The 17,431-nt window shown below is 47.2% G+C and carries 19 protein-coding genes; 2 read left to right on the top strand and 17 right to left on the bottom strand.

Translation table 11 applies throughout. From position 1 onward, the window contains the following. Nucleotides 1–58: 58 nt before the first annotated feature. Nucleotides 59–598, top strand: coding sequence for a YhcN/YlaJ family sporulation lipoprotein (locus RCO25_RS20430; protein WP_308997974.1), 540 nt, complete (start codon nt 59–61; stop codon nt 596–598). Between the two features lie 39 nt (nt 599–637). Here RCO25_RS20430 and RCO25_RS20425 read toward each other — a convergent pair whose 3' ends face one another. The 7 genes from RCO25_RS20425 to RCO25_RS20395 form a co-directional block, all read right to left on the bottom strand. Continuing rightward, nucleotides 638–880 carry a hypothetical protein gene (locus tag RCO25_RS20425; protein WP_308997973.1) on the bottom strand — a complete coding sequence of 81 codons (243 nt, stop codon included), beginning with the start codon at nt 878–880 and terminating at the stop codon, nt 638–640. A gap of 81 nt (nt 881–961) precedes the next feature. Further along, complete coding sequence (locus RCO25_RS20420) at nt 962–2,011, bottom strand: LCP family protein (protein WP_308997972.1); 1,050 nt, start codon at nt 2,009–2,011, stop codon at nt 962–964. Nucleotides 2,012–2,028: 17 nt separating this feature from the next. Then, nucleotides 2,029–2,301: a hypothetical protein gene (locus RCO25_RS20415; protein WP_308997971.1), complete on the bottom strand. Its 273-nt coding sequence runs from the start codon at nt 2,299–2,301 to the stop codon at nt 2,029–2,031. Next, nucleotides 2,298–2,609 carry a YlaH-like family protein gene (locus tag RCO25_RS20410; protein ID WP_308997970.1) on the bottom strand — a complete coding sequence of 104 codons (312 nt, stop codon included), beginning with the start codon at nt 2,607–2,609 and terminating at the stop codon, nt 2,298–2,300. The genes RCO25_RS20415 and RCO25_RS20410 overlap by 4 nt, the downstream gene beginning before the upstream one ends. Nucleotides 2,610–2,790: 181 nt before the next feature. After that, a complete protein-coding gene (typA, locus tag RCO25_RS20405; protein WP_308997969.1) occupies nt 2,791–4,632 on the bottom strand; it encodes a translational GTPase TypA in 1,842 nt (613 codons plus the stop codon). Between the two features lie 38 nt (nt 4,633–4,670). Continuing rightward, entirely contained in the window at nt 4,671–5,153 is a 483-nt protein-coding gene (locus tag RCO25_RS20400) for a hypothetical protein (protein ID WP_308997968.1), read from the bottom strand. A gap of 164 nt (nt 5,154–5,317) precedes the next feature. Further along, nucleotides 5,318–5,983, bottom strand: coding sequence for a TerC family protein (locus RCO25_RS20395; RefSeq protein WP_308997967.1), 666 nt, complete (start codon nt 5,981–5,983; stop codon nt 5,318–5,320). 137 nt (nt 5,984–6,120) lie between these two features. On the opposite strand from RCO25_RS20395, the gene RCO25_RS20390 reads away from it, so the two are divergent. Then, nucleotides 6,121–6,816 carry a TerC family protein gene (locus tag RCO25_RS20390; RefSeq protein WP_308997966.1) on the top strand — a complete coding sequence of 232 codons (696 nt, stop codon included), beginning with the start codon at nt 6,121–6,123 and terminating at the stop codon, nt 6,814–6,816. A 30-nt stretch (nt 6,817–6,846) separates the two neighbouring features. Here the strand turns inward: RCO25_RS20390 and thiI are convergent, their stop codons facing one another. From thiI to RCO25_RS20340, 10 genes are all read right to left on the bottom strand, one after another. After that, the gene (gene thiI, locus RCO25_RS20385) at nt 6,847–8,067 is read right to left on the bottom strand and encodes a tRNA uracil 4-sulfurtransferase ThiI (protein ID WP_308997965.1); all 1,221 of its coding nucleotides are present in this window, start codon (nt 8,065–8,067) and stop codon (nt 6,847–6,849) included. A 2-nt stretch (nt 8,068–8,069) separates the two neighbouring features. Continuing rightward, nucleotides 8,070–9,218 carry a cysteine desulfurase family protein gene (locus RCO25_RS20380; protein ID WP_308997964.1) on the bottom strand — a complete coding sequence of 383 codons (1,149 nt, stop codon included), beginning with the start codon at nt 9,216–9,218 and terminating at the stop codon, nt 8,070–8,072. 93 nt (nt 9,219–9,311) lie between these two features. Next, a complete protein-coding gene (locus RCO25_RS20375; protein WP_308997963.1) occupies nt 9,312–9,986 on the bottom strand; it encodes a lytic transglycosylase domain-containing protein in 675 nt (224 codons plus the stop codon). 81 nt (nt 9,987–10,067) lie between these two features. Next, complete coding sequence (locus RCO25_RS20370) at nt 10,068–10,808, bottom strand: HAD family hydrolase (protein ID WP_308997962.1); 741 nt, start codon at nt 10,806–10,808, stop codon at nt 10,068–10,070. A 172-nt stretch (nt 10,809–10,980) separates the two neighbouring features. After that, the gene (locus RCO25_RS20365) at nt 10,981–11,583 is read right to left on the bottom strand and encodes a nitroreductase family protein (RefSeq protein ID WP_308997961.1); all 603 of its coding nucleotides are present in this window, start codon (nt 11,581–11,583) and stop codon (nt 10,981–10,983) included. A 147-nt stretch (nt 11,584–11,730) separates the two neighbouring features. Next, complete coding sequence (locus tag RCO25_RS20360) at nt 11,731–13,335, bottom strand: DUF2339 domain-containing protein (protein ID WP_308997960.1); 1,605 nt, start codon at nt 13,333–13,335, stop codon at nt 11,731–11,733. Then, complete coding sequence (locus tag RCO25_RS20355; RefSeq protein WP_308997959.1) at nt 13,332–14,063, bottom strand: YwaF family protein; 732 nt, start codon at nt 14,061–14,063, stop codon at nt 13,332–13,334. Before RCO25_RS20355 ends, RCO25_RS20360 begins: the two co-directional genes overlap by 4 nt. 85 nt (nt 14,064–14,148) lie before the next feature. Then, nucleotides 14,149–14,847, bottom strand: coding sequence for a response regulator transcription factor (locus RCO25_RS20350; protein ID WP_308997958.1), 699 nt, complete (start codon nt 14,845–14,847; stop codon nt 14,149–14,151). A gap of 25 nt (nt 14,848–14,872) precedes the next feature. Next, nucleotides 14,873–16,249: a sensor histidine kinase gene (locus RCO25_RS20345; RefSeq protein ID WP_308997957.1), complete on the bottom strand. Its 1,377-nt coding sequence runs from the start codon at nt 16,247–16,249 to the stop codon at nt 14,873–14,875. A 138-nt stretch (nt 16,250–16,387) separates the two neighbouring features. Then, a complete protein-coding gene (locus RCO25_RS20340) occupies nt 16,388–17,431 on the bottom strand; it encodes a hypothetical protein (protein WP_308997956.1) in 1,044 nt (347 codons plus the stop codon).

Genomic DNA, 17,431 nt, shown 5'->3' with positions numbered 1-17,431 from the left:
TAAACTATGGCGGACTGGTGACATTTAGTTTTTCAACGAGAAAAAAGAGGTGGCAAACATGTTCAAATGGCTTACTTCAGCGATCATTGTTGCGATTGTAGCGACAGGATGCAGCACCGTCGCACGTAATGAGACATCACCCTCTCCACGAAATAATGGCCGTGTCCAGGCTCAGCAAACCGAACCAAGGAAAAAGGAAATTAAGAACTCGGAGCAGGTTGCGGCACATCTGGAGCAGTTGGCCAAAGGAATTGAAGGAGTAACGAACGCGCACTGTGTCGTGTTCGGAAATACAGCTATTGTCGGCATCGATGTAGATGCCAAGATGGAGCGCTCTAGAGTCGGGACGATTAAATACTCTGTTGCAGAAGCCTTTCGCAAGGACCCTTACGGCATAGACGCTCTCGTAACAGCTGATATGGATTTGTCCCAGCGAATCAATGAAATCGGTGCCGATGTTAAGCGCGGCAGACCTATCGCCGGATTTGCCGAAGAAATGGCTGATATTATGGGAAGATTAATTCCACAGCTGCCGCGAGATATCATGCCTCAGGAGCCAGAGAAGCAAGATGCTCCAAAAATGAATAAGAAATTGTAAAGATGCCCTGAAGACACAAAAAGCCTAGTGAGCTAACCACTAGGCTTTCTTCATTGCAGCGAAAACTTGTACATCCAAGTTGTCCGCTGCACGGTTCTTATTCGGTTTGTCGCACGCAGCAACAGCGGACAAGCACGCGGCGTTATTCATCGCGTCCCCGCCTTTTGCAATGCTCGAGGTCAAATCATCAGAAGCCGCATCGATCTTAGGCAATAGAATGAATGCTTGTTTTGGCAAAACTTCGATCGCAAGTTCGAATTCTACGGATACGGTATTGGTCATTCGCATGACCTCCTTCTGAACAGATTTCAAAAATGGCCTCTGTAGATGTATTATATCTAACATATTAGCTAGAGTCTACGGTTATTCAGCCAATTTTCCCTGCAGCGCAGCCCGTGCTTCATCCAGCTTCGTATCGTCCAGATAAACATATGGACTTCTCCAAGTTCCCTCAAGCGGAATGAAGGTGATATCCTCCCGACTCATGCCCAAGTAGGTGGTCATCATATTTTTGATTTCTTTGGAGGGCATATCCATTGTTAAATTCGCCCCTACGGCTTCGATCACGGAACCGATTTTTGTCACGCCGTCAAACGACTTCATTTTGTCCGTTAGCGCGCCGACGACTTGGCTCTGACGTGCGTTTCGTTCAAAGTCACTTGACATATTCTTGCCGTTATTGGACTTCCGGTAACGGACAAAGTCAAGCGCTTTATCTCCGCTTAATACTTGAACGCCTTCTTCAAGATCAATGTTCGTGCCATCTGCGGAATCTTTATATTTCATCCGCATATCGACATCTACTTCGACACCGCCTAACGCATCTACAACATCTGCAAAACCTTGAAAATTAATGACTGCTGAATATTTTATGTCAATACCAAACAATTCGCTCATTACATTACGCACTTCTTGCTTGGCGTCCGCATAAGCTGCTTCTTTTTTCAATTTCTTCTCATTAAGGGCGTTCATATAAAAATCAGCATAAAAGCTATTCGCTTTGCGTGCACGATAACCATCCACATCGATGTTCGAGTCGCGCGGAATAGTTACGACCGTCGCCGACTTTGAATTCGGATTAAATACCGCTACCATCATCACGTCCGTATTCAAACCGCCGCCGTGAGAACGCGCGTCAATGCCCATCAAGAGCATTGCAACAGCTTTCTCCTTTACTGACTCGCCAGCAGGAATAACGACCTCCGTATCCGCAGGCGCGGAAATTTGGTCAACTGCGTTATCTGCTTTAAAAACGAGATACGCAAGACCCACAGCCACGATGAGGAGTAACGCAAACAGCAGTCCAAAGAATGTTTTAAGCACCGAGCGCTTCTTGCGTGGCTTCTGTTTTTTTGGTTTTGCCGGTTGGCGCGAGCCCGTTCTTGGAGGTAACGCCGTCGATCCTTTACTCATATGCTCCACCTTCAAGTTCAGTTATATTTGGGATTCGATTCGATGTCCGAGAGCAGCTGTTCGCCCAGTTCGCGAGGATAAAACTGCAGTTTGGCGCGTCCATCCTTTTCATATTTAATATGAATCATCGTATCGTCGGTCTTCGTTATAGCAAAGTCCGTCAAGCCATGATCCTCCGTTAATATCTGCTCAAAAAAAGCAAGTGTATCGAGCGCCGCTTGGTCGTCTTGGCGAGCCGTAGCAACCAGCTTAATCTGCAGCCAGTTAAATAGAGCATCCTCCAGCTTCATTTGCCTGACTCCGTATTCTGAGATGCATTCCCGCCGGATTTGCGGCCCTTCCATTTGTCATATAGCTGACGGCCCCGAAGCATTAACATCATAAGGACTGCCACACCCATACATTGAATAATCGGAAGTTTATCCACCTGTAAAATCATGAGAACGAACGAACCGAACGCAATTAACGCATATACAAGTATTTCTTTCAACAACGGTAACTTTTGCTGAGCACGAAACACTTTATTGAATATGTATATCGTGAAACCTAAAATAATCAGATAAGAAATGAGCTTATGGTCGCTAAGCCATGCCTGCATGCCTTAATCCCCCTTCTGTGATTGTAAACGGCTTTCGCCGCCAATTAGTTGCACAGCGCGCGAGTATCACTGTGAAATATAAGTGGGATTATAAGTTTCATCACTTATAATCCCACATATTTTCAAAGAAAACGTAAGGCTCTGCATGCGCAAAACCTTACGTTTGTTTAAAGTTCAGCTCTTAAACGCTCGCTTGAGCATTTTTACGGTTTTTGTCCGCACGCTCGCGCTCGCTCTTATTCAAGATCTTCTTGCGAAGACGAATCGATTTTGGCGTAATTTCACAATACTCGTCATCATTCAAGTACTCAAGCGCTTGCTCAAGCGAGAATAGACGCGGGCTCTTAAGCGTTACGGTATCGTCTTTACCAGCAGAACGAATGTTGTTCAGCTGTTTCACTTTACAAATGTTAACGATGATGTCATTCTCGCGGGTATGTTCGCCCACGATCATGCCTTCATAGATTTCAGTACCCGGCTCCAAGAACTGGATTCCGCGATCCTCAACGCCCATCATACCGTAGAAAGTGGAAGTACCATTTTCACTCGCTACAAGAACGCCTTGGTGACGGCCGCCTACGCCTGTTCCCGCAAGTGGACCATAGCTGTCAAATGCGTTGTTCATAATGCCGTAGCCGCGTGTCAATGTCAAGAATTGCGTACGGTAACCGATCAAGCCGCGTGCAGGAATTCTGAATTCCAAACGAACTTGGCCGTTTCCGTGATTGATCATGTTAAGCATTTCTGCTTTGCGCGTTCCTAGACTTTCCATAACAGCGCCCATGCTTTCTTCAGGCGTATCAATTAGTAAGCGCTCGTAAGGTTCTTTCTTCGAGCCGTCGATCTCCTTGATAATTACTTCAGGCTTGGATACTTGAAGCTCGAAGCCTTCACGACGCATGTTCTCGATTAGAATCCCTAGGTGAAGCTCGCCGCGTCCGGAAACGACAAAGGCATCCGGGCTGTCTGTTTCATCTACGCGAAGCGCTACGTCAGTCTCAAGCTCTTTGAAGAGGCGCTCACGAAGCTTACGGGAAGTAACCCATTTGCCTTCACGTCCTGCAAACGGACTGTTGTTTACAAGGAATGTCATTTGAAGCGTAGGCTCGTCGATTTTGAGAACCGGCAAAGCTTCTGGCTTCTGTGGATCAGCAATCGTTTCACCGATATTGATTTCGCGAATACCTGCGATTGCAATGATATCGCCCGCTCCGGCTTCCTCAATCTCCACGCGCTTAAGTCCTACGAAACCGAACAGTTTCTCGATGCGCGCTTGTTTATTGCCGCCCTCGCGTGTCATTACCGCAACGGTTTGACCTTGCTTAATAATTCCGCGGTTGACGCGGCCTACGGCAATACGGCCAAGGTATTCATTGTAATCAAGCAGCGTAACGAGGAATTGCAATGGCTGTGTTATATCCTCGGTAGGTGATGGAATGTTGCTTACGATCGTTTCATAAAGAGCTTCCATGTTCTCGTCTTGCTTCTCTGGATCAAGGCTTGATGTACCCATGAGCGCTGAAGCATAAACAACAGGGAACTCAAGCTGCTCATCGTTTGCTCCAAGCTCGATGAAGAGGTCAAGCACTTCATCTACAACTTCTTGCGGTCTTGCGTTCGGACGGTCAATCTTATTTACAACCACGATCGGTGTTTGATTCGATTCAAGCGCTTTGCGCAATACGAATTTCGTTTGCGGCATACAGCCCTCAAAAGCATCGACAACCAAAAGCACGCCGTCAACCATTTTCATAATACGCTCAACCTCGCCGCCAAAGTCAGCATGTCCAGGCGTATCCACGATGTTGATCAAATAATCTTTGTAATTGATTGCCGTGTTTTTTGCCAAAATCGTAATACCGCGTTCACGCTCAAGATCGTTTGAATCCATTGCGCGTTCCTGTACTGCTTCATGATCGCGAAACGTACCTGATTGTTGTAGCAGCTTGTCAACCAATGTTGTTTTACCATGGTCAACGTGGGCAATAATGGCGATATTCCGTAAATTCTCTCTTGCTTGCATAACTAGTAATCCACTCCAATTGTTTTTTATTTAATTCCTTACCAACGTCTGCGTTTGCTTAGCATCATCCAAACACCTGCCGCAATTAACGCAACAGCAATCGCATAAATCCCCCAGCTCCACAAAAGCACAAGAACGACAAACACAGCCGATGCGGCAGCAAGCGCAATCGATGCCGTGAGTACAACACGCGGTCTGGATGAACCGAACAAATAATATTCGTAAAGGCCGGCTGCCACTCCAAAAATAAACAGCGGCCACAAATATTTCAAGCTATCCCATCCAAAAAGGTTGCAAACGACAAACAGCAGGGCATATACGACGAGCATTCCGCCTGGGACAAGCACAACCGCCGGAACTAATCTGCCGAAGTACAGCACATGCAGAAGGACTCCGGGAATCAAGACGAGCAGCGGCCAGAAGATTGCGCCCAAAAAGCTGAATACACCTAACTTGCCCAACAAAATAACGACCCCGGCTAACAGCAAAATGATTCCAGCGGAATATTTGTTATTAGGCATTCGCGTTCCGCTCCTTACAACGCCAATCGCATATTGTGACGAAAGACGACAGTTTTTATCTATATTAGTTTATAGGAACTGAGACAAAAATACCAGTACGTAGCGGGGGTCTGAACAAAAAAAAACCGTTCCGCATTATTTTGCGTGAACGGAGCGTGTCATAATCATGTTGAAACTGGCTTCTTTTTGACAACTGCAAGCGCGATTACAAGCGGTACGCAAAGCAGCGGAACCGCTTCGGAAAGCGTCTTGGAACCGTGAAATAACAGCTGATCGAGGCCTGGATCATGCATGAGCATCTCTCCGGCTGCATAGGCGAGCAGCGCTGCTCCAATGTAAGAAAGAGCCGGAAATTTTTGCAGCAGCGTACCCAGCATTTGGCTTCCCCAAATGATCATCGGAATGCTGAGTGCTATGCCTAGCGAGATTAAAATAGGGTCTCCATCGGCTACGGCCGCTATAGCCAGAACATTATCTAAGCTCATGACAAAATCAGCGACGACAATTGTCCAGATTGCCGCACCGATCGTTTTCGCTTTTTTAACGTTGTGATTATCTTGCTGCCCCCCTGCCTCTGCAAGCAGCTTCACTGCGATATAAAGCAAGAGCAGTGCTCCTATGGCCTGTAAGTACGGCACTTGGAGCAGCTTGATGGCTACGAGGGTCAACAAACATCTTAGGCCGACCGCGGCAGCAGCGCCCCACCACACGGCTCGTTTGCGCTGCTCAGGCGGCAGCTGCCCGCTCGCCATGGCAATGACGATGGCGTTGTCACCGCTAAGCAATACATTAATAAGCACGATTTCGATAAATATTATAAGGCTGTCCACGTTTCACACCCCCTCTATCAGAGGTATGAACAAGCTGTGGTGAATATGTCCAAAAAAAAATGAATCCCTCTTCTCTACCGCCCGTATTTAATGTAGACTTCAAGAAGTGTTAGTTAATGGAAGGAGGGAAATTACTTATGGAATTATTCTCAGTTGAGTTTTTCTCCGCCCTGTTGACCATCGTTTTCATCGACCTGATATTGGCCGGGGACAACGCCATTGTAATAGGGCTGGCAGCTCGGAATCTGCCAAAGGATCAACAAAAGAAAGCGGTCATCTGGGGAACTGCCGGTGCGGTCGGTATAAGGATCATCGCCACCCTTCTCGTCGTGCAGCTTCTAAATGTACCTTGGCTTAATCTTGTCGGAGGTCTGCTCTTAGTATGGATCGCTTATAAGCTGCTTGTACAAGAAGACCCGCATGACGGGATTAAATCCGGTAATACGCTTTGGCAATCGATTCGAACGATAATCATAGCTGATGCGGCAATGGGGATCGATAACGTTATCGCCGTTGCCGGTGCGGCACACGGTGACACGCTGCTCGTTATCCTTGGCCTAATTATCAGCGTCCCCGTCGTCGTATGGGGCAGTACCCTCTTTATCAAGCTGATCAACCGCTTCGAATGGATCGTTTATGTCGGTTCTGCGGTTCTCGCTTACACAGCCGCGAAGATGATTACGCATGAAAAAGCATTCAAGGAATTTTTCGAAAACCAGCTGTACTTCTGGGCTTTCGTCATTCTTGTAATCATTATCACCATCGCTGCCGGTTTATGGACGAACTCACGGAACAAGAAAAATGCGCAAGAAAAAAGCAGCGTATCCCATTAAGGGGTTCCTGCTTTTTTTGTTGAATTTCATTTAAAACCAGCTGTCCTCGCCAGCAGATTGCACGGCGGTTTGAAGCTGCGGAGTGAGCAGGAGCTCCTCCGTTCCATCGACGGCAGCAGCTAGCAGCTGTTTATAATTCGGGATGAGCGACTCAATCTTCTCAACAATTCTGAGATTCGGATTCGTGCTGGGCGATTTCGGCAAAAATAACGTGCAACAATCCTCGTAAGGCAAAATCGACGTTTCAAACGTGCCTATTCTCTCCGCCAAACGAATGATTTCATGCTTGTCCATCATGATTAATGGCTTAAGCTGCGGCAGATCCGTTGCGCGTCCAATCACATTCATGCTCGGCAGCGTTTGGCTTGCCACCTGGCCCAGGCTCTCACCTGTAACGATACCGCTCGCTCCATTGCGCTCGGCAAGCTGCTCAGTAATGCGCAGCATCGCTCTCCTCATCAACGTGATAATGAGATTATCGCTCTTCGCCTGTACCAAAGTCGTTTGAATTTCGGTAAAAGGCACCAGATGAAGCTTTATGGGCTCACCGCTAAAATACGAGAGCCGTTTAGCCAGCTCGACAACCTTATCCTTTGCTTGCTCGCTGGTGAACGGGTAGCTGTGAAAATGTACGGCCTCTACTTCCAGCCCTTTGCGCAGCGCCAGCCAGCCTGCTACAGGACTGTCAATGCCGCCGGAAAGCAGGAGCAAGGCTTTGCCGTTCGATGCGAAAGGAAAGCCGCCGGCGCCTTCTATAACATCATAGAATACATAGGCTGCTTCCTCCTGGATATCAACGCGCAGCTCGACATCCGGTTTTTTCACGTTCACCTTGAGATCCGCCATGGCGCGAAGTACATGGCTTCCCACCAGGTGATTCATTTCTTGTGAATTATGAGGGAATTTCTTCCACGCGCGCTTGGCGCTTACTTTAAAAGTGGCGGGCTTCTCCGGCAATGCTTGCATCAGTGCAAGCGCGGCTGACCTTATTTCCTCAAGATCCAGCTCCGTGCTTACAACCGGGCTTAAAGATACGATACCGAACAAATCTTTTAAGCGATCTGCAATCGGCTCAAACGGGTGGCCGTTCAGCTTAACAAACAAACGTCCGAACGATTTAAAATAAGTAATATTTTCATAAGGAATTAACGCTTGCTTTACCTGCTCAAGCATTCTCTTTTCAAATTTATTGCGGTTTCTTCCTTTTACCATTAAATCTCCGTAGCGGAGAACAATTTGATCGTAAAGCAAAATTAAATCAATCTCCTCTCAAGCGGCTTCAACTGCTCGACAACGTGGCGCAAGCCTGCTGCCAAGGCGCTTATATCCCGCTCCTCATGTTCATCTCCTAGACTAATTCTAACGCCTCCTGCTGCCTGCTCATGGCTTGCGCCTATGGCCAGCAGCACGCGGCTCGGCTTATCATCCTTCGAGGAGCAAGCCGATTTGGTCGATGCCATTATACCATGCTGCTCCAGCATATGAATGACAACCTCAGGCTTCATGCCCGGATACGAGAAATGTATGATATGTGAGGCGGCCGGCTCTGCTCCGTTGAGCTTTAGCTCAGGTATCTCCCCAATAAGCTTAACGAGCATTTGCTTCAGTCGCATCATCTTGCTCTCTCGCTGCGCCATCGACTCCATTGACATTCGAAGCGCCTTCGCAGAAGCGACAATGGCCGGCACGTTCTGCGTTCCTGCACGAAATCCGTTCTCTTGCGTTCCGCCTGTAAGCATCGGATAAAGCGAAACGCCTTCTCGAACAAACAAAAAACCTACACCCTTAGGGCCTCTTAGCTTATGGGATGATCCGCTGAGCAAGTCAATGCCCCAGTCTTTAATCTGAATAGGCAGCTTGCTTATACTTTGAACCGCATCAACATGAAATATTACTTTTGGAAAACGCTGCAGCAGCCTGCCGATTTGCTCAATAGGCTGAATGGTTCCGATCTCATTGTTAACATGCATGATGCTGACCAAAATCGTTTCTTCCGTCAAAGCGTCTTCCAATTGCTCGATCCGTACATGCCCTGTTTTGCTTACAGGTAAATACGTGACCCGAAAACCTTCTTGCTCGAGCTGCGCAAACGATTCATAAACCGATGCATGTTCAATTTGAGTCGTTATTAAATGTTTTCCACGGCCGGCATATTGGCGTGCGACCCCTTTTATAGCCAGATTATTAGACTCTGTTCCTCCTGATGTAAATAACCAATTGCCATGCGTTGCTTGCAGCCGCTCAGCAAAAACGGAGCGCGAGCGCTCGATTAATTTATCCGCGTCGGCGCCGGCACGGTGAAGGGATGACGGATTTGCATAAACGGACTTCATCACTTCCATCATCGTTTGCACGACTTCATCGTAGGGCGGAGTTGAGGCGCAATGATCAAAATATAACATAATAATACTCCCTCCTTTGCAAAAAAGAAAAAGATCATCGATTGCTCCAGCCTTTGGGGCAGTGAGCTAAACCGTGATCTTATTGCTGCCGTTTCACTTCGCTTGAAGCACTTTAGCGACATATCGCCGGGTTTCTTCCGGAAGTGATTCGAGGTTTTCTATCAGCTGTTCGTTCGTTCTAATGCCCGTACGGTCAACCCTGCCCGGACCGGCATTATATGCCGCTAATGCAACCTGTTCATTCCCGTTATATTTCTTTAGCAGCATGGACAAATATTTAGTTCCGCCATCAATATTTTGCGCGGGATCAAATGAATTGGTGACACCTAGTCCTCTGGCCGTACCGTCCATGAGCTGCATCAGCCCTTTGGCTCCAGAGCCTGACTGCGCATCCGCATTAAACCCAGATTCGGTCTTGATTACGGCCTGAATCAATGAGGGGTCGACACCGTATTTGGCTGATGCTTGCTGGATAAGATCATCATAGGCGGATGGAGCGCTGTTCGAATCCCCTTCGCTGCTATAGGAAATATTCGTTAGGCCGTTAAGCGATTGAAGCTGGGAAAGCGCATCCGCAGGCAAGATCTGCGCCGCCGTCTCTTCCTCTGATGCGCTGTCCGACATATATTGTGATAAAAGAGTATCGAAAAAGGAAGCAGAGCCAACCCCTGAAGCAGCTTGCAGCGGGTTAGAAGCAACCTTTAAATCTAAGCTTGGAGCAAGCTGAAGCTGCAATAATGTCTTAATAATACGAGGGTCAATACTCATGATATCCTCCTGGCTGTCTGTTTATGTGTTTGTACGAATGATCTAATTATTATAGTTTATCGGTTTTCATTGTACATTTTTTTAGAGCAAACAGCCAGTTTCACTTTTGCCGCTGGAAGGAATGAGGGGCATTATCTCATTGATCGTCCGACATTCCATATATTCCACGTCACTTTCCTCCGCACGCGGCTGCTGCAATCTGCCATTTAACCAAATGGAATTCCAGCCTGCCCGGTAGGACGGCACAATATCGTTATGCCAAGCGTCACCGACATAAACAAGCCGCTCCGGCTCACAGCAGGTTTGCAAACGGACATGGTGAAATACCTCTGGATCAGGTTTCGCTATGCCTATTCCGTCCGAGATGTATATCGCTTGTTCGTCCATCCAATTCAAAAGTCCAAGCGCTCTTATTTTGATCATTTGATGCTCGACGGGACCGTTCGTGATCAAGCCAATGCGAATCCCGCATGCTTCAAGCTGCTCAAATAATGGCTCCACTCCTTCTCTCAGAGCGATTTGCTTCTGCTCCCGTTCGTAGTTTTGCTGCAGCTGCAAGGCGGTCTGTTCCGATATGTTTATTCCGATATCCAAAAAGGCTGCGGCGGTCCGTTCGAAGCGAAGCTCCTCCAGCGACATTAACCCGCTTACATGCCGCTCCCACAAACGGTCGCTATGTCGTCTTAACCGTTTATATAAATCTTCTATTTGCAGTCTATCGCTAAAAAGCCCGCCTATGCCAGCAGTCTGTATCGCCATCAGAAAAGGCTGTAGCTGATCGTATAATGTATCGTCCAAATCGAAAAAAACCGCTTTTATCACAAATTCCACTCCTTACTCGCTTTTACCGCTTCAGGCATAAAAACCATCTCCATTATAGAGCTTTCCACCAGCATTGACCAGTAATTGCTGTTCATCCTTCAAGCCGAAAAAAAAGACCGCTCCCAGAAAAAAGGAACGGTCTTGATGGTGAAATCTAGGAATCAAAAGCAGCTTACTTGAATACCTTCACGCGCTCTTCGATTGGTTGGAAAGCTTTCTCGCCCGGCGCCGCTGTCGGTTTGCCGAATGGCATTTGTGCAACCAACTGCCAAGAATCGGACAATGACCACGTTTTCTTAACTTCTTCGTCAATCAGCGGATTATAATGCTGGAGCGAAGCGCCAAAGCCTTCATTTTCTAACGCTGTCCATACTACGAATTGATGCATGCCTGAAGAATGCTGCGACCAAATCGGGAAGTTTTGCGCGTAAGACGGGAAGCTTTCCATTAAGCCGTTAACGACGTTCTTATCCTCGAAAAACAGCACCGTGCCGTACCCGCTTTTGAAAGCGCCCATTTTTTGCTCGGTGGGTTCGAATTGATCAGCTGGAACGATTGCCCGCAGTGTGTTTGTCGTAATATCCCACAGCTTGTCATGATTTTCGCCAAGCAGCACGACTACCCGCGCGCTCTGGGAGTTAAATGCGGACGGCGTGTGCAATACCGCGTCTTGTACGATTTCTACGATTTTTTCATCGGAAATTACAGACTCTTTGCTGATCCCGTAAATCGTACGTCTCGTTTTTACTGCTTCCAAAAATGCTTGTGATGTCATTATTTTTCCTGCCTCCCAATTGTGGTGTTATTTTATCGAATGCGAATTCATATCCCATCCAATTTAATTACTTTATGTAAGTAACTTTATATTATCAGTAACATAAAGTCAAGCCGAACAGATACATTATCCCCATCGCATTCAGAATTATGATTCATGGGCAGCATCATCCGATAAACTCACAGCTTCACCGTCACGCATACGCCATTTCCCATTAATCCATGTCACAAAAAACGAAATTGCTCCAAGAGTCAGCAGCACCCCTACTTTATAAAGCGCCTCTTGTCCGCTCAAATCCATAAAGATGGCTTTGATTGCAACAATCAGCAGGACAGCGGAACCAAACCATTTGAACAGCAGCTCCCGATAAAAAGCACCCCATAAAATGAGCAGCAGCGAATAGCAGCCCCATGACACGGATAAAGCCAATGCCAAGTAAACGGTAGAAGAATCCGGCATATATTCTGTAAAAATATTTTCGATTTGTCTTGTCAACAATCCGCCTACGATTAAATGGGCTAGCAGCGCATAAACTCGTGCCAAAATGAGATTAGCCTGATCTGTAAGCTGAGGAATGATCAGCTTTCTCGAGAAATAAAAACCAAGCGCCGCAAGCAGAATCCATGCGAAAGCTCCCCAGTTCAAGAATGGAATATACATGCCGAACCACTCGCCACGAGGCGTATCCCAAGTCACGACATACCAATAACAGCCCACTACAAACCAGGTAACAAGCGAGCCCAAGCTAAGCAGCTGCCAACTTTTCGCATGACCTATGGCAGCGGCAAATACGGCAATGATGCCCCATAGCAGTACCGTAACCAAAGGTTTGGAATCATAACCGCCTCCAATACTGCTCAAAGAGACGAGAAGCAACAGCAACCCTCCTAGAAAAAAGCCGGCTGCTGAGGGAGTTATCTTAGCTATTGCTTGATAAATGACGAAGCTGACCAGCATGTAGACAATGCCGATAAAAATAAGTATGTAGCCATAAGGCACCTCGCCTTGCAAAATCAGCAATGCCCAGAAGCCAAACAATATACCGTTAACTCCATTAAGGTAAAGATCGGTCCCTTCGAAGATCAGCTTATTTCGCCACGAGGAGATCATTAAGCCGATCGTATAAAAAAGAAACGCGGCTAACGCATAACGAATCGGCATGCTCCACAAGCCTTCGGTCGATGGGTCATAATGGATAAAATAAACGATATACATCAGCCATGAGCCAATAAAGCTAATGATTCGAAGCTCATGCCATCCGCGGGTTATGCTGAGAAAAAAGAAAGCGACGTTCAGTACAAGCATGTATAGAAATAAAGCAAAAACCTGATCTGTTTCCGGCCGCATAAGCAGCGGAGACAACAAACCACCCAGCATAGCCATGATCATCAGCAATCTAGCTTGATACTTGAGGGCATATAACGAAATACCAATCGTAACTGCACTCATTCCAAGCAGGATCGTCATGGGATCCCAAAGTCGATAATAAATGCCGGCAAATGCAAACGTGGCATATAAAATACATGCGCCCATACCGATCATGATCTCGCCGATCGGATTTCGAGGCACCCGGCTTGCCAGCTTTAAGCCAATAACGCTAATGCCTGCTCCGCCTAAAAGCCCAAAGCCAATTTTCATTGCTTCCGTTATCCATCCCTGTTCCACCGAATATTTGAACAAGGTAATAAACGCAGTCATGACGAATAAAACGCCAAGCAGTGAGGTCCAATGCTTATACACGATTTCCTTCATTTCTCTTCCTCCGTTTTATTCATTTGAGTTCTCCCGTCAAGTCTGCCCCGCCAATAATCCAGTGCTTTTACGGCTGCATACAGCAGAACGAAACAAACAAAGGCAATGACCTCAAGCTGCAGCAAATACCAAGGCCAAGGTGCTAGTATATCAAGCAAGGAGGCGGTGCCTGGCTTATGCGCCAAGAACATAAAATTCGTTGTGCCGGTGATGCTGTTTGTTATTGCTGCCGGTATGGCGAGGACATGCAGCCAAAGCATAGCCCGCAGCACCGATCGAAAGGTTGGCCGGTATCGTTCGACAGCCATGATGAACAATGAGGAGCCGATGATGCCGATATGCGCAATGAAAAAGTGGAAATACCGGAAATGTGGAAAAGCTTCATCTAGATTCGGCGTTAACAAGGCTTGCAGCGCTCCCATGCTTCCAAGAAAAAACAGCAAATCATAAAAACCTTCGTGTTTCTTCATCAGCACTAACGCGCTTATTAGCACCATCAAGCTGCACAGCTGGAACGGCAGAGAGCCAATCCCCCAGCGATGCTCAATAACGTAAGAAAGCTGAAGTGAAATCTCGCTGCATAGGAGCAGGATTGCCAGTCCATAGCGCATGGTTTGATTCAGCTTCGGCTTGCGTATTTGCTTTCTGAAAATAACGATAAAAACAGATGCTGCGATGAATACAGCCAATGCCGCATAATGCGCAGCCGAAAACATCTCAAATGCCATGATGACTGCCCTCCCTTTCCATTTTTATAGTTATACTTCTTAGCTTCATTTTGTGAAAAATGGCATAAAAAAAATAGTACCAACTTTATATGGTACTATCCTCGTCATTCTTCTTATGAAATAAGCCCATTTCTTTGGCTTTATTTGCTGCTTCGCGCGAACCGCTCAGATTCAGCTTTTTTAAAATATGATTTACATGATTTTTGACTGTGCGTATGGATACGACCAGCTTATCGGCAATTTGCGGCTGCGTGTAGCCTTGATCAATTAAATCAAGCAGCTGCAGCTCCGACGGGGTAATTAGATCACCAAGCTTCTTTGCCTCAAATTCGCGTTCAAGCTGCTTCAGCCTTCGGAACTCTTCCCGCATGCGTTCCGCAACGGCCGCGTTAATGGGCGATTGGCTTCGAGAGGCTGATCTGATCGCATTCGGCAGGCTTTCGAAATCGGATTTGATCTGATAATCTATGGCCCCCGCCTGAAAGGAGCGGAAGATAAGATCTTTTTCCTCCATCGAGGTAAGCATGATAACCTTTGCCCCAGTCGTAACTGAAGCCTCCTCGGCGAGCAAAACACCCTCCGGACGGCCTTCCAGCATGATATCCATCAACACCACATCAGGCGGCAAGGTTTGCTGTATTCCCTCCTGTAAGGCTTGCCTGACGTCTTCGGCTTTGCTGGCAATCCAAATGACCTTCATATCCGGCTCCTTATCGATATAGGCAACTAGACCGCGAAGCCAATCAAGGTCATCCTCTACAATCCATACCCGAATATTATCCATTTGTTTCCCTCCCCTCTTCATGAATTTATTCTGATTCTGATTTTCCTGCTTGGACTGCTCGTTTAGGGAAAGTCAAATAAACAGATGTCCCGGCCTCCGGCTTGCTTCTAAGATTGAGAAAGCCTTTATGCTTTCGCATGACATGATAGGCATAGGGCAGCCCTAGGCCAAAATTCGTATCGCTGCCGCTTTTGGTCGTATAGAAGGGCTCGAGAACCTTGGTCATTTCACTCTTGCTCATTCCAGGGCCTGAATCTTTTATTTCGATGATAAGCTCACGTTTCGTTTCGCTTAATTGGATAAACAACTCACCTTTATCCTTCATCGCTTCAAGGGCATTGGCAACGATATTGCCTAAAGCTTCGCTCACTTGCGCTGGATCAATGCGACAGATCCAACCTTGGCTGAGGGAAGTACTCAGCTTAATTTGGCCAAGTACAGGTTCGTATCCCTTTATAGTCTGCTCGATAAGCGCTGCCAAATCCGCAGGCTCGACTCGCAGCACCAGATCTTCCGTACGCCGATGGACTCGTTGAAGCATCTCCTGCATGTGGCGTGAAGCGTTTAGCACCGTTTCAATGTCGGCAAGCAGTTCTTGCTGATCCGTAGCAACCGCATAAGCCTTCATCTTCTCTGAGAACAGCCGCATTTTCCCAGCATCATTCTTGATTGCGTGATTGAGAATAGCCGTTCCTGACGTGACCGCTCTAAGCGTGGAATCATATCTCCGGCGATCGATATTGACGCGCACACCCATGAATCCGTATGTAAACAACGCAATAACAAATACGGTAACCCCTAGCCCGACAATCCACGTATTATAGACCCACATTCGCAGCATCCCGAAGCTTGGCAGCACGTAATTCATGACCATGCTAAACATGACTGGCGGAAGAACTGCGGAGCAAATGATCCAGTGCGTACGGGAAAAGGAAGCGTGAAGCTGACGTTTCAAGAGAACCTGAACGGCCCCGTACAAAATATAAGGCACAGCCCACCAGACTACAATTTTGAACGAGATGGGGTATAAAATGGTATAAAATGGAGTAAATACGACACATAATACGATTGGAACAAGCAGCAGGAAAGGCAATAGCCCCTGAAAACGCTTAGACAAACGAACAGGCCGATACGCAATCGCGAATAAAACGAAGGAATAGGGCAATCCATAATACGAAATGAGTGATGAGACCGCCTGCAAACGGTAAAGCAGCTGCTGCGCAACCTCATTCATCCCAGCTTCCGCCGCTGCAGGCAGCCATTGCAGATCCAACACGGCAGCAAGCGCACCCGCTCCTCCGCTGAACGCGACAGCGCCCAGCCAATGATTAACGGATGCTCTCCGATCGGAAAGCCATATGATGGCTGCAATAGCCCACAATGCGATAAGAACGAATAGCATAACGCAGCTCCTTCACTACCGTTACTCTGTTATTTAATTGATACGGAGGACCATTCGCCAAAAATAAACGGTAAATAAGCACTCTGCAGCCGATCGTTCAATTGAACCACTTCCATTCGCTATACGTCAACAAACGGATTAATTGCGGCTCAGCTTTTCTACCTGCTTCAGCTTCTGCGCAAGCAGCTCGGCGCAATAATTATTTTGATTCCTTTGATCAAAAGCAAGGGCAAGCTGTTCGGTTTCCTGTTTTAACTGCTCATATGAAAGCTCACTGCTAATTTTAAGCTTACGGCGCCGCTTCTGCTGCTGCCATAATTGCAGAAAGGCTTGAGCTGAGCTCATGTACAAGAAGCGATCCCACCCGACCCTCGTTTCCATCGCAAAGCTGATAGTATTCTCAAACCACTTCGCCGCCTTGTTAATATCCGTTACGGTGTAATAAGCAAGGAAGCTCCCGTATTCCGTCAGGAAGCCAGGACCATTTAATAGGCGCGCACCCTTCTTCGCCATCTTCACCGCCTCATCTGCTTGATCGGTCTCGAGGAGCGGTAGAAGCAAATGGCTGTACGTGTTTTGAGGGATGGTTTTACAAGTCATTCGGCCATCCATGATCGGCTTCATCGTCTGCAGCCCGCGGCGGTATCTGCCAGCTGTAAAATGATAATAGCCGAAGCTATTTTGTTCGCATGCTCTGCAATCTGACATGCCGTCCCTTGCTGTTTTGCGCCAGAGTTCGTAATACTTCTGTGCCTCTTCCAAATCGCCTCTCGAGAGCGCATAGCGGTGCTGGCATTGATAATAGGGACGCAGGCTGTGTCCGTATTGTAAGCATTTTGCCTTGAAATCATCAAATATTAACGCAATCTGGGCTGCGCCAAATTGCGGGAAGCGCCAAATTTGATTGATGAACCATTTATAATGCCAGATGATTGAGAAACTTGAATAAGCGCCAGGATCTTTTTCGAACTGCGTCAAGCACCATGTAAAGGAGACAAGAAATCTTTCTTGGAAGCCGGAATCGAGCGCCGCTTCGGAATACGTCATCCGCTCGAAGTAGGTATCCTCTTTCGTCATATATTGATCGGCAATCCGAATCACTTCTTCCAAAACGGCAAGCTTTTGTTTGCCCTGCGGCAAACTCCAAGCTTCGTTTCGCAACTGATTGTAGCGCTGCTTCAT

Source organism: Paenibacillus sp. LHD-38, from assembly GCF_031157315.1.
GTDB lineage: Bacteria > Bacillota > Bacilli > Paenibacillales > Paenibacillaceae > Pristimantibacillus.
This window is presented reverse-complemented; position numbering and strand designations above follow the sequence as displayed.

Bases quoted from the DNA above. Each gene is read 5' to 3' on its own strand.
- RCO25_RS20420 (WP_308997972.1), bottom strand. From the start codon at position 2,011: ATGAGTAAAGGATCGACGGCGTTACCTCCAAGAACGGGCTCGCGCCAA.
- RCO25_RS20425 (WP_308997973.1), bottom strand. From the start codon at position 880: ATGACCAATACCGTATCCGTAGAATTCGAACTTGCGATCGAAGTTTTG.
- RCO25_RS20375 (WP_308997963.1), bottom strand. From the start codon at position 9,986: ATGAGTATTGACCCTCGTATTATTAAGACATTATTGCAGCTTCAGCTT.
- RCO25_RS20410 (WP_308997970.1), bottom strand. From the start codon at position 2,609: ATGCAGGCATGGCTTAGCGACCATAAGCTCATTTCTTATCTGATTATT.
- typA (WP_308997969.1), bottom strand. From the start codon at position 4,632: ATGCAAGCAAGAGAGAATTTACGGAATATCGCCATTATTGCCCACGTT.
- RCO25_RS20350 (WP_308997958.1), bottom strand. From the start codon at position 14,847: ATGGATAATATTCGGGTATGGATTGTAGAGGATGACCTTGATTGGCTT.
- RCO25_RS20415 (WP_308997971.1), bottom strand. From the start codon at position 2,301: ATGAAGCTGGAGGATGCTCTATTTAACTGGCTGCAGATTAAGCTGGTT.
- RCO25_RS20345 (WP_308997957.1), bottom strand. From the start codon at position 16,249: ATGCTATTCGTTCTTATCGCATTGTGGGCTATTGCAGCCATCATATGG.
- RCO25_RS20400 (WP_308997968.1), bottom strand. From the start codon at position 5,153: ATGCCTAATAACAAATATTCCGCTGGAATCATTTTGCTGTTAGCCGGG.
- RCO25_RS20340 (WP_308997956.1), bottom strand. From the start codon at position 17,431: ATGAAGCAGCGCTACAATCAGTTGCGAAACGAAGCTTGGAGTTTGCCG.
- RCO25_RS20355 (WP_308997959.1), bottom strand. From the start codon at position 14,063: ATGGCATTTGAGATGTTTTCGGCTGCGCATTATGCGGCATTGGCTGTA.
- RCO25_RS20365 (WP_308997961.1), bottom strand. From the start codon at position 11,583: ATGACATCACAAGCATTTTTGGAAGCAGTAAAAACGAGACGTACGATT.
- RCO25_RS20380 (WP_308997964.1), bottom strand. From the start codon at position 9,218: ATGTTATATTTTGATCATTGCGCCTCAACTCCGCCCTACGATGAAGTC.
- RCO25_RS20430 (WP_308997974.1), top strand. From the start codon at position 59: ATGTTCAAATGGCTTACTTCAGCGATCATTGTTGCGATTGTAGCGACA.
- RCO25_RS20360 (WP_308997960.1), bottom strand. From the start codon at position 13,335: ATGAAGGAAATCGTGTATAAGCATTGGACCTCACTGCTTGGCGTTTTA.
- RCO25_RS20390 (WP_308997966.1), top strand. From the start codon at position 6,121: ATGGAATTATTCTCAGTTGAGTTTTTCTCCGCCCTGTTGACCATCGTT.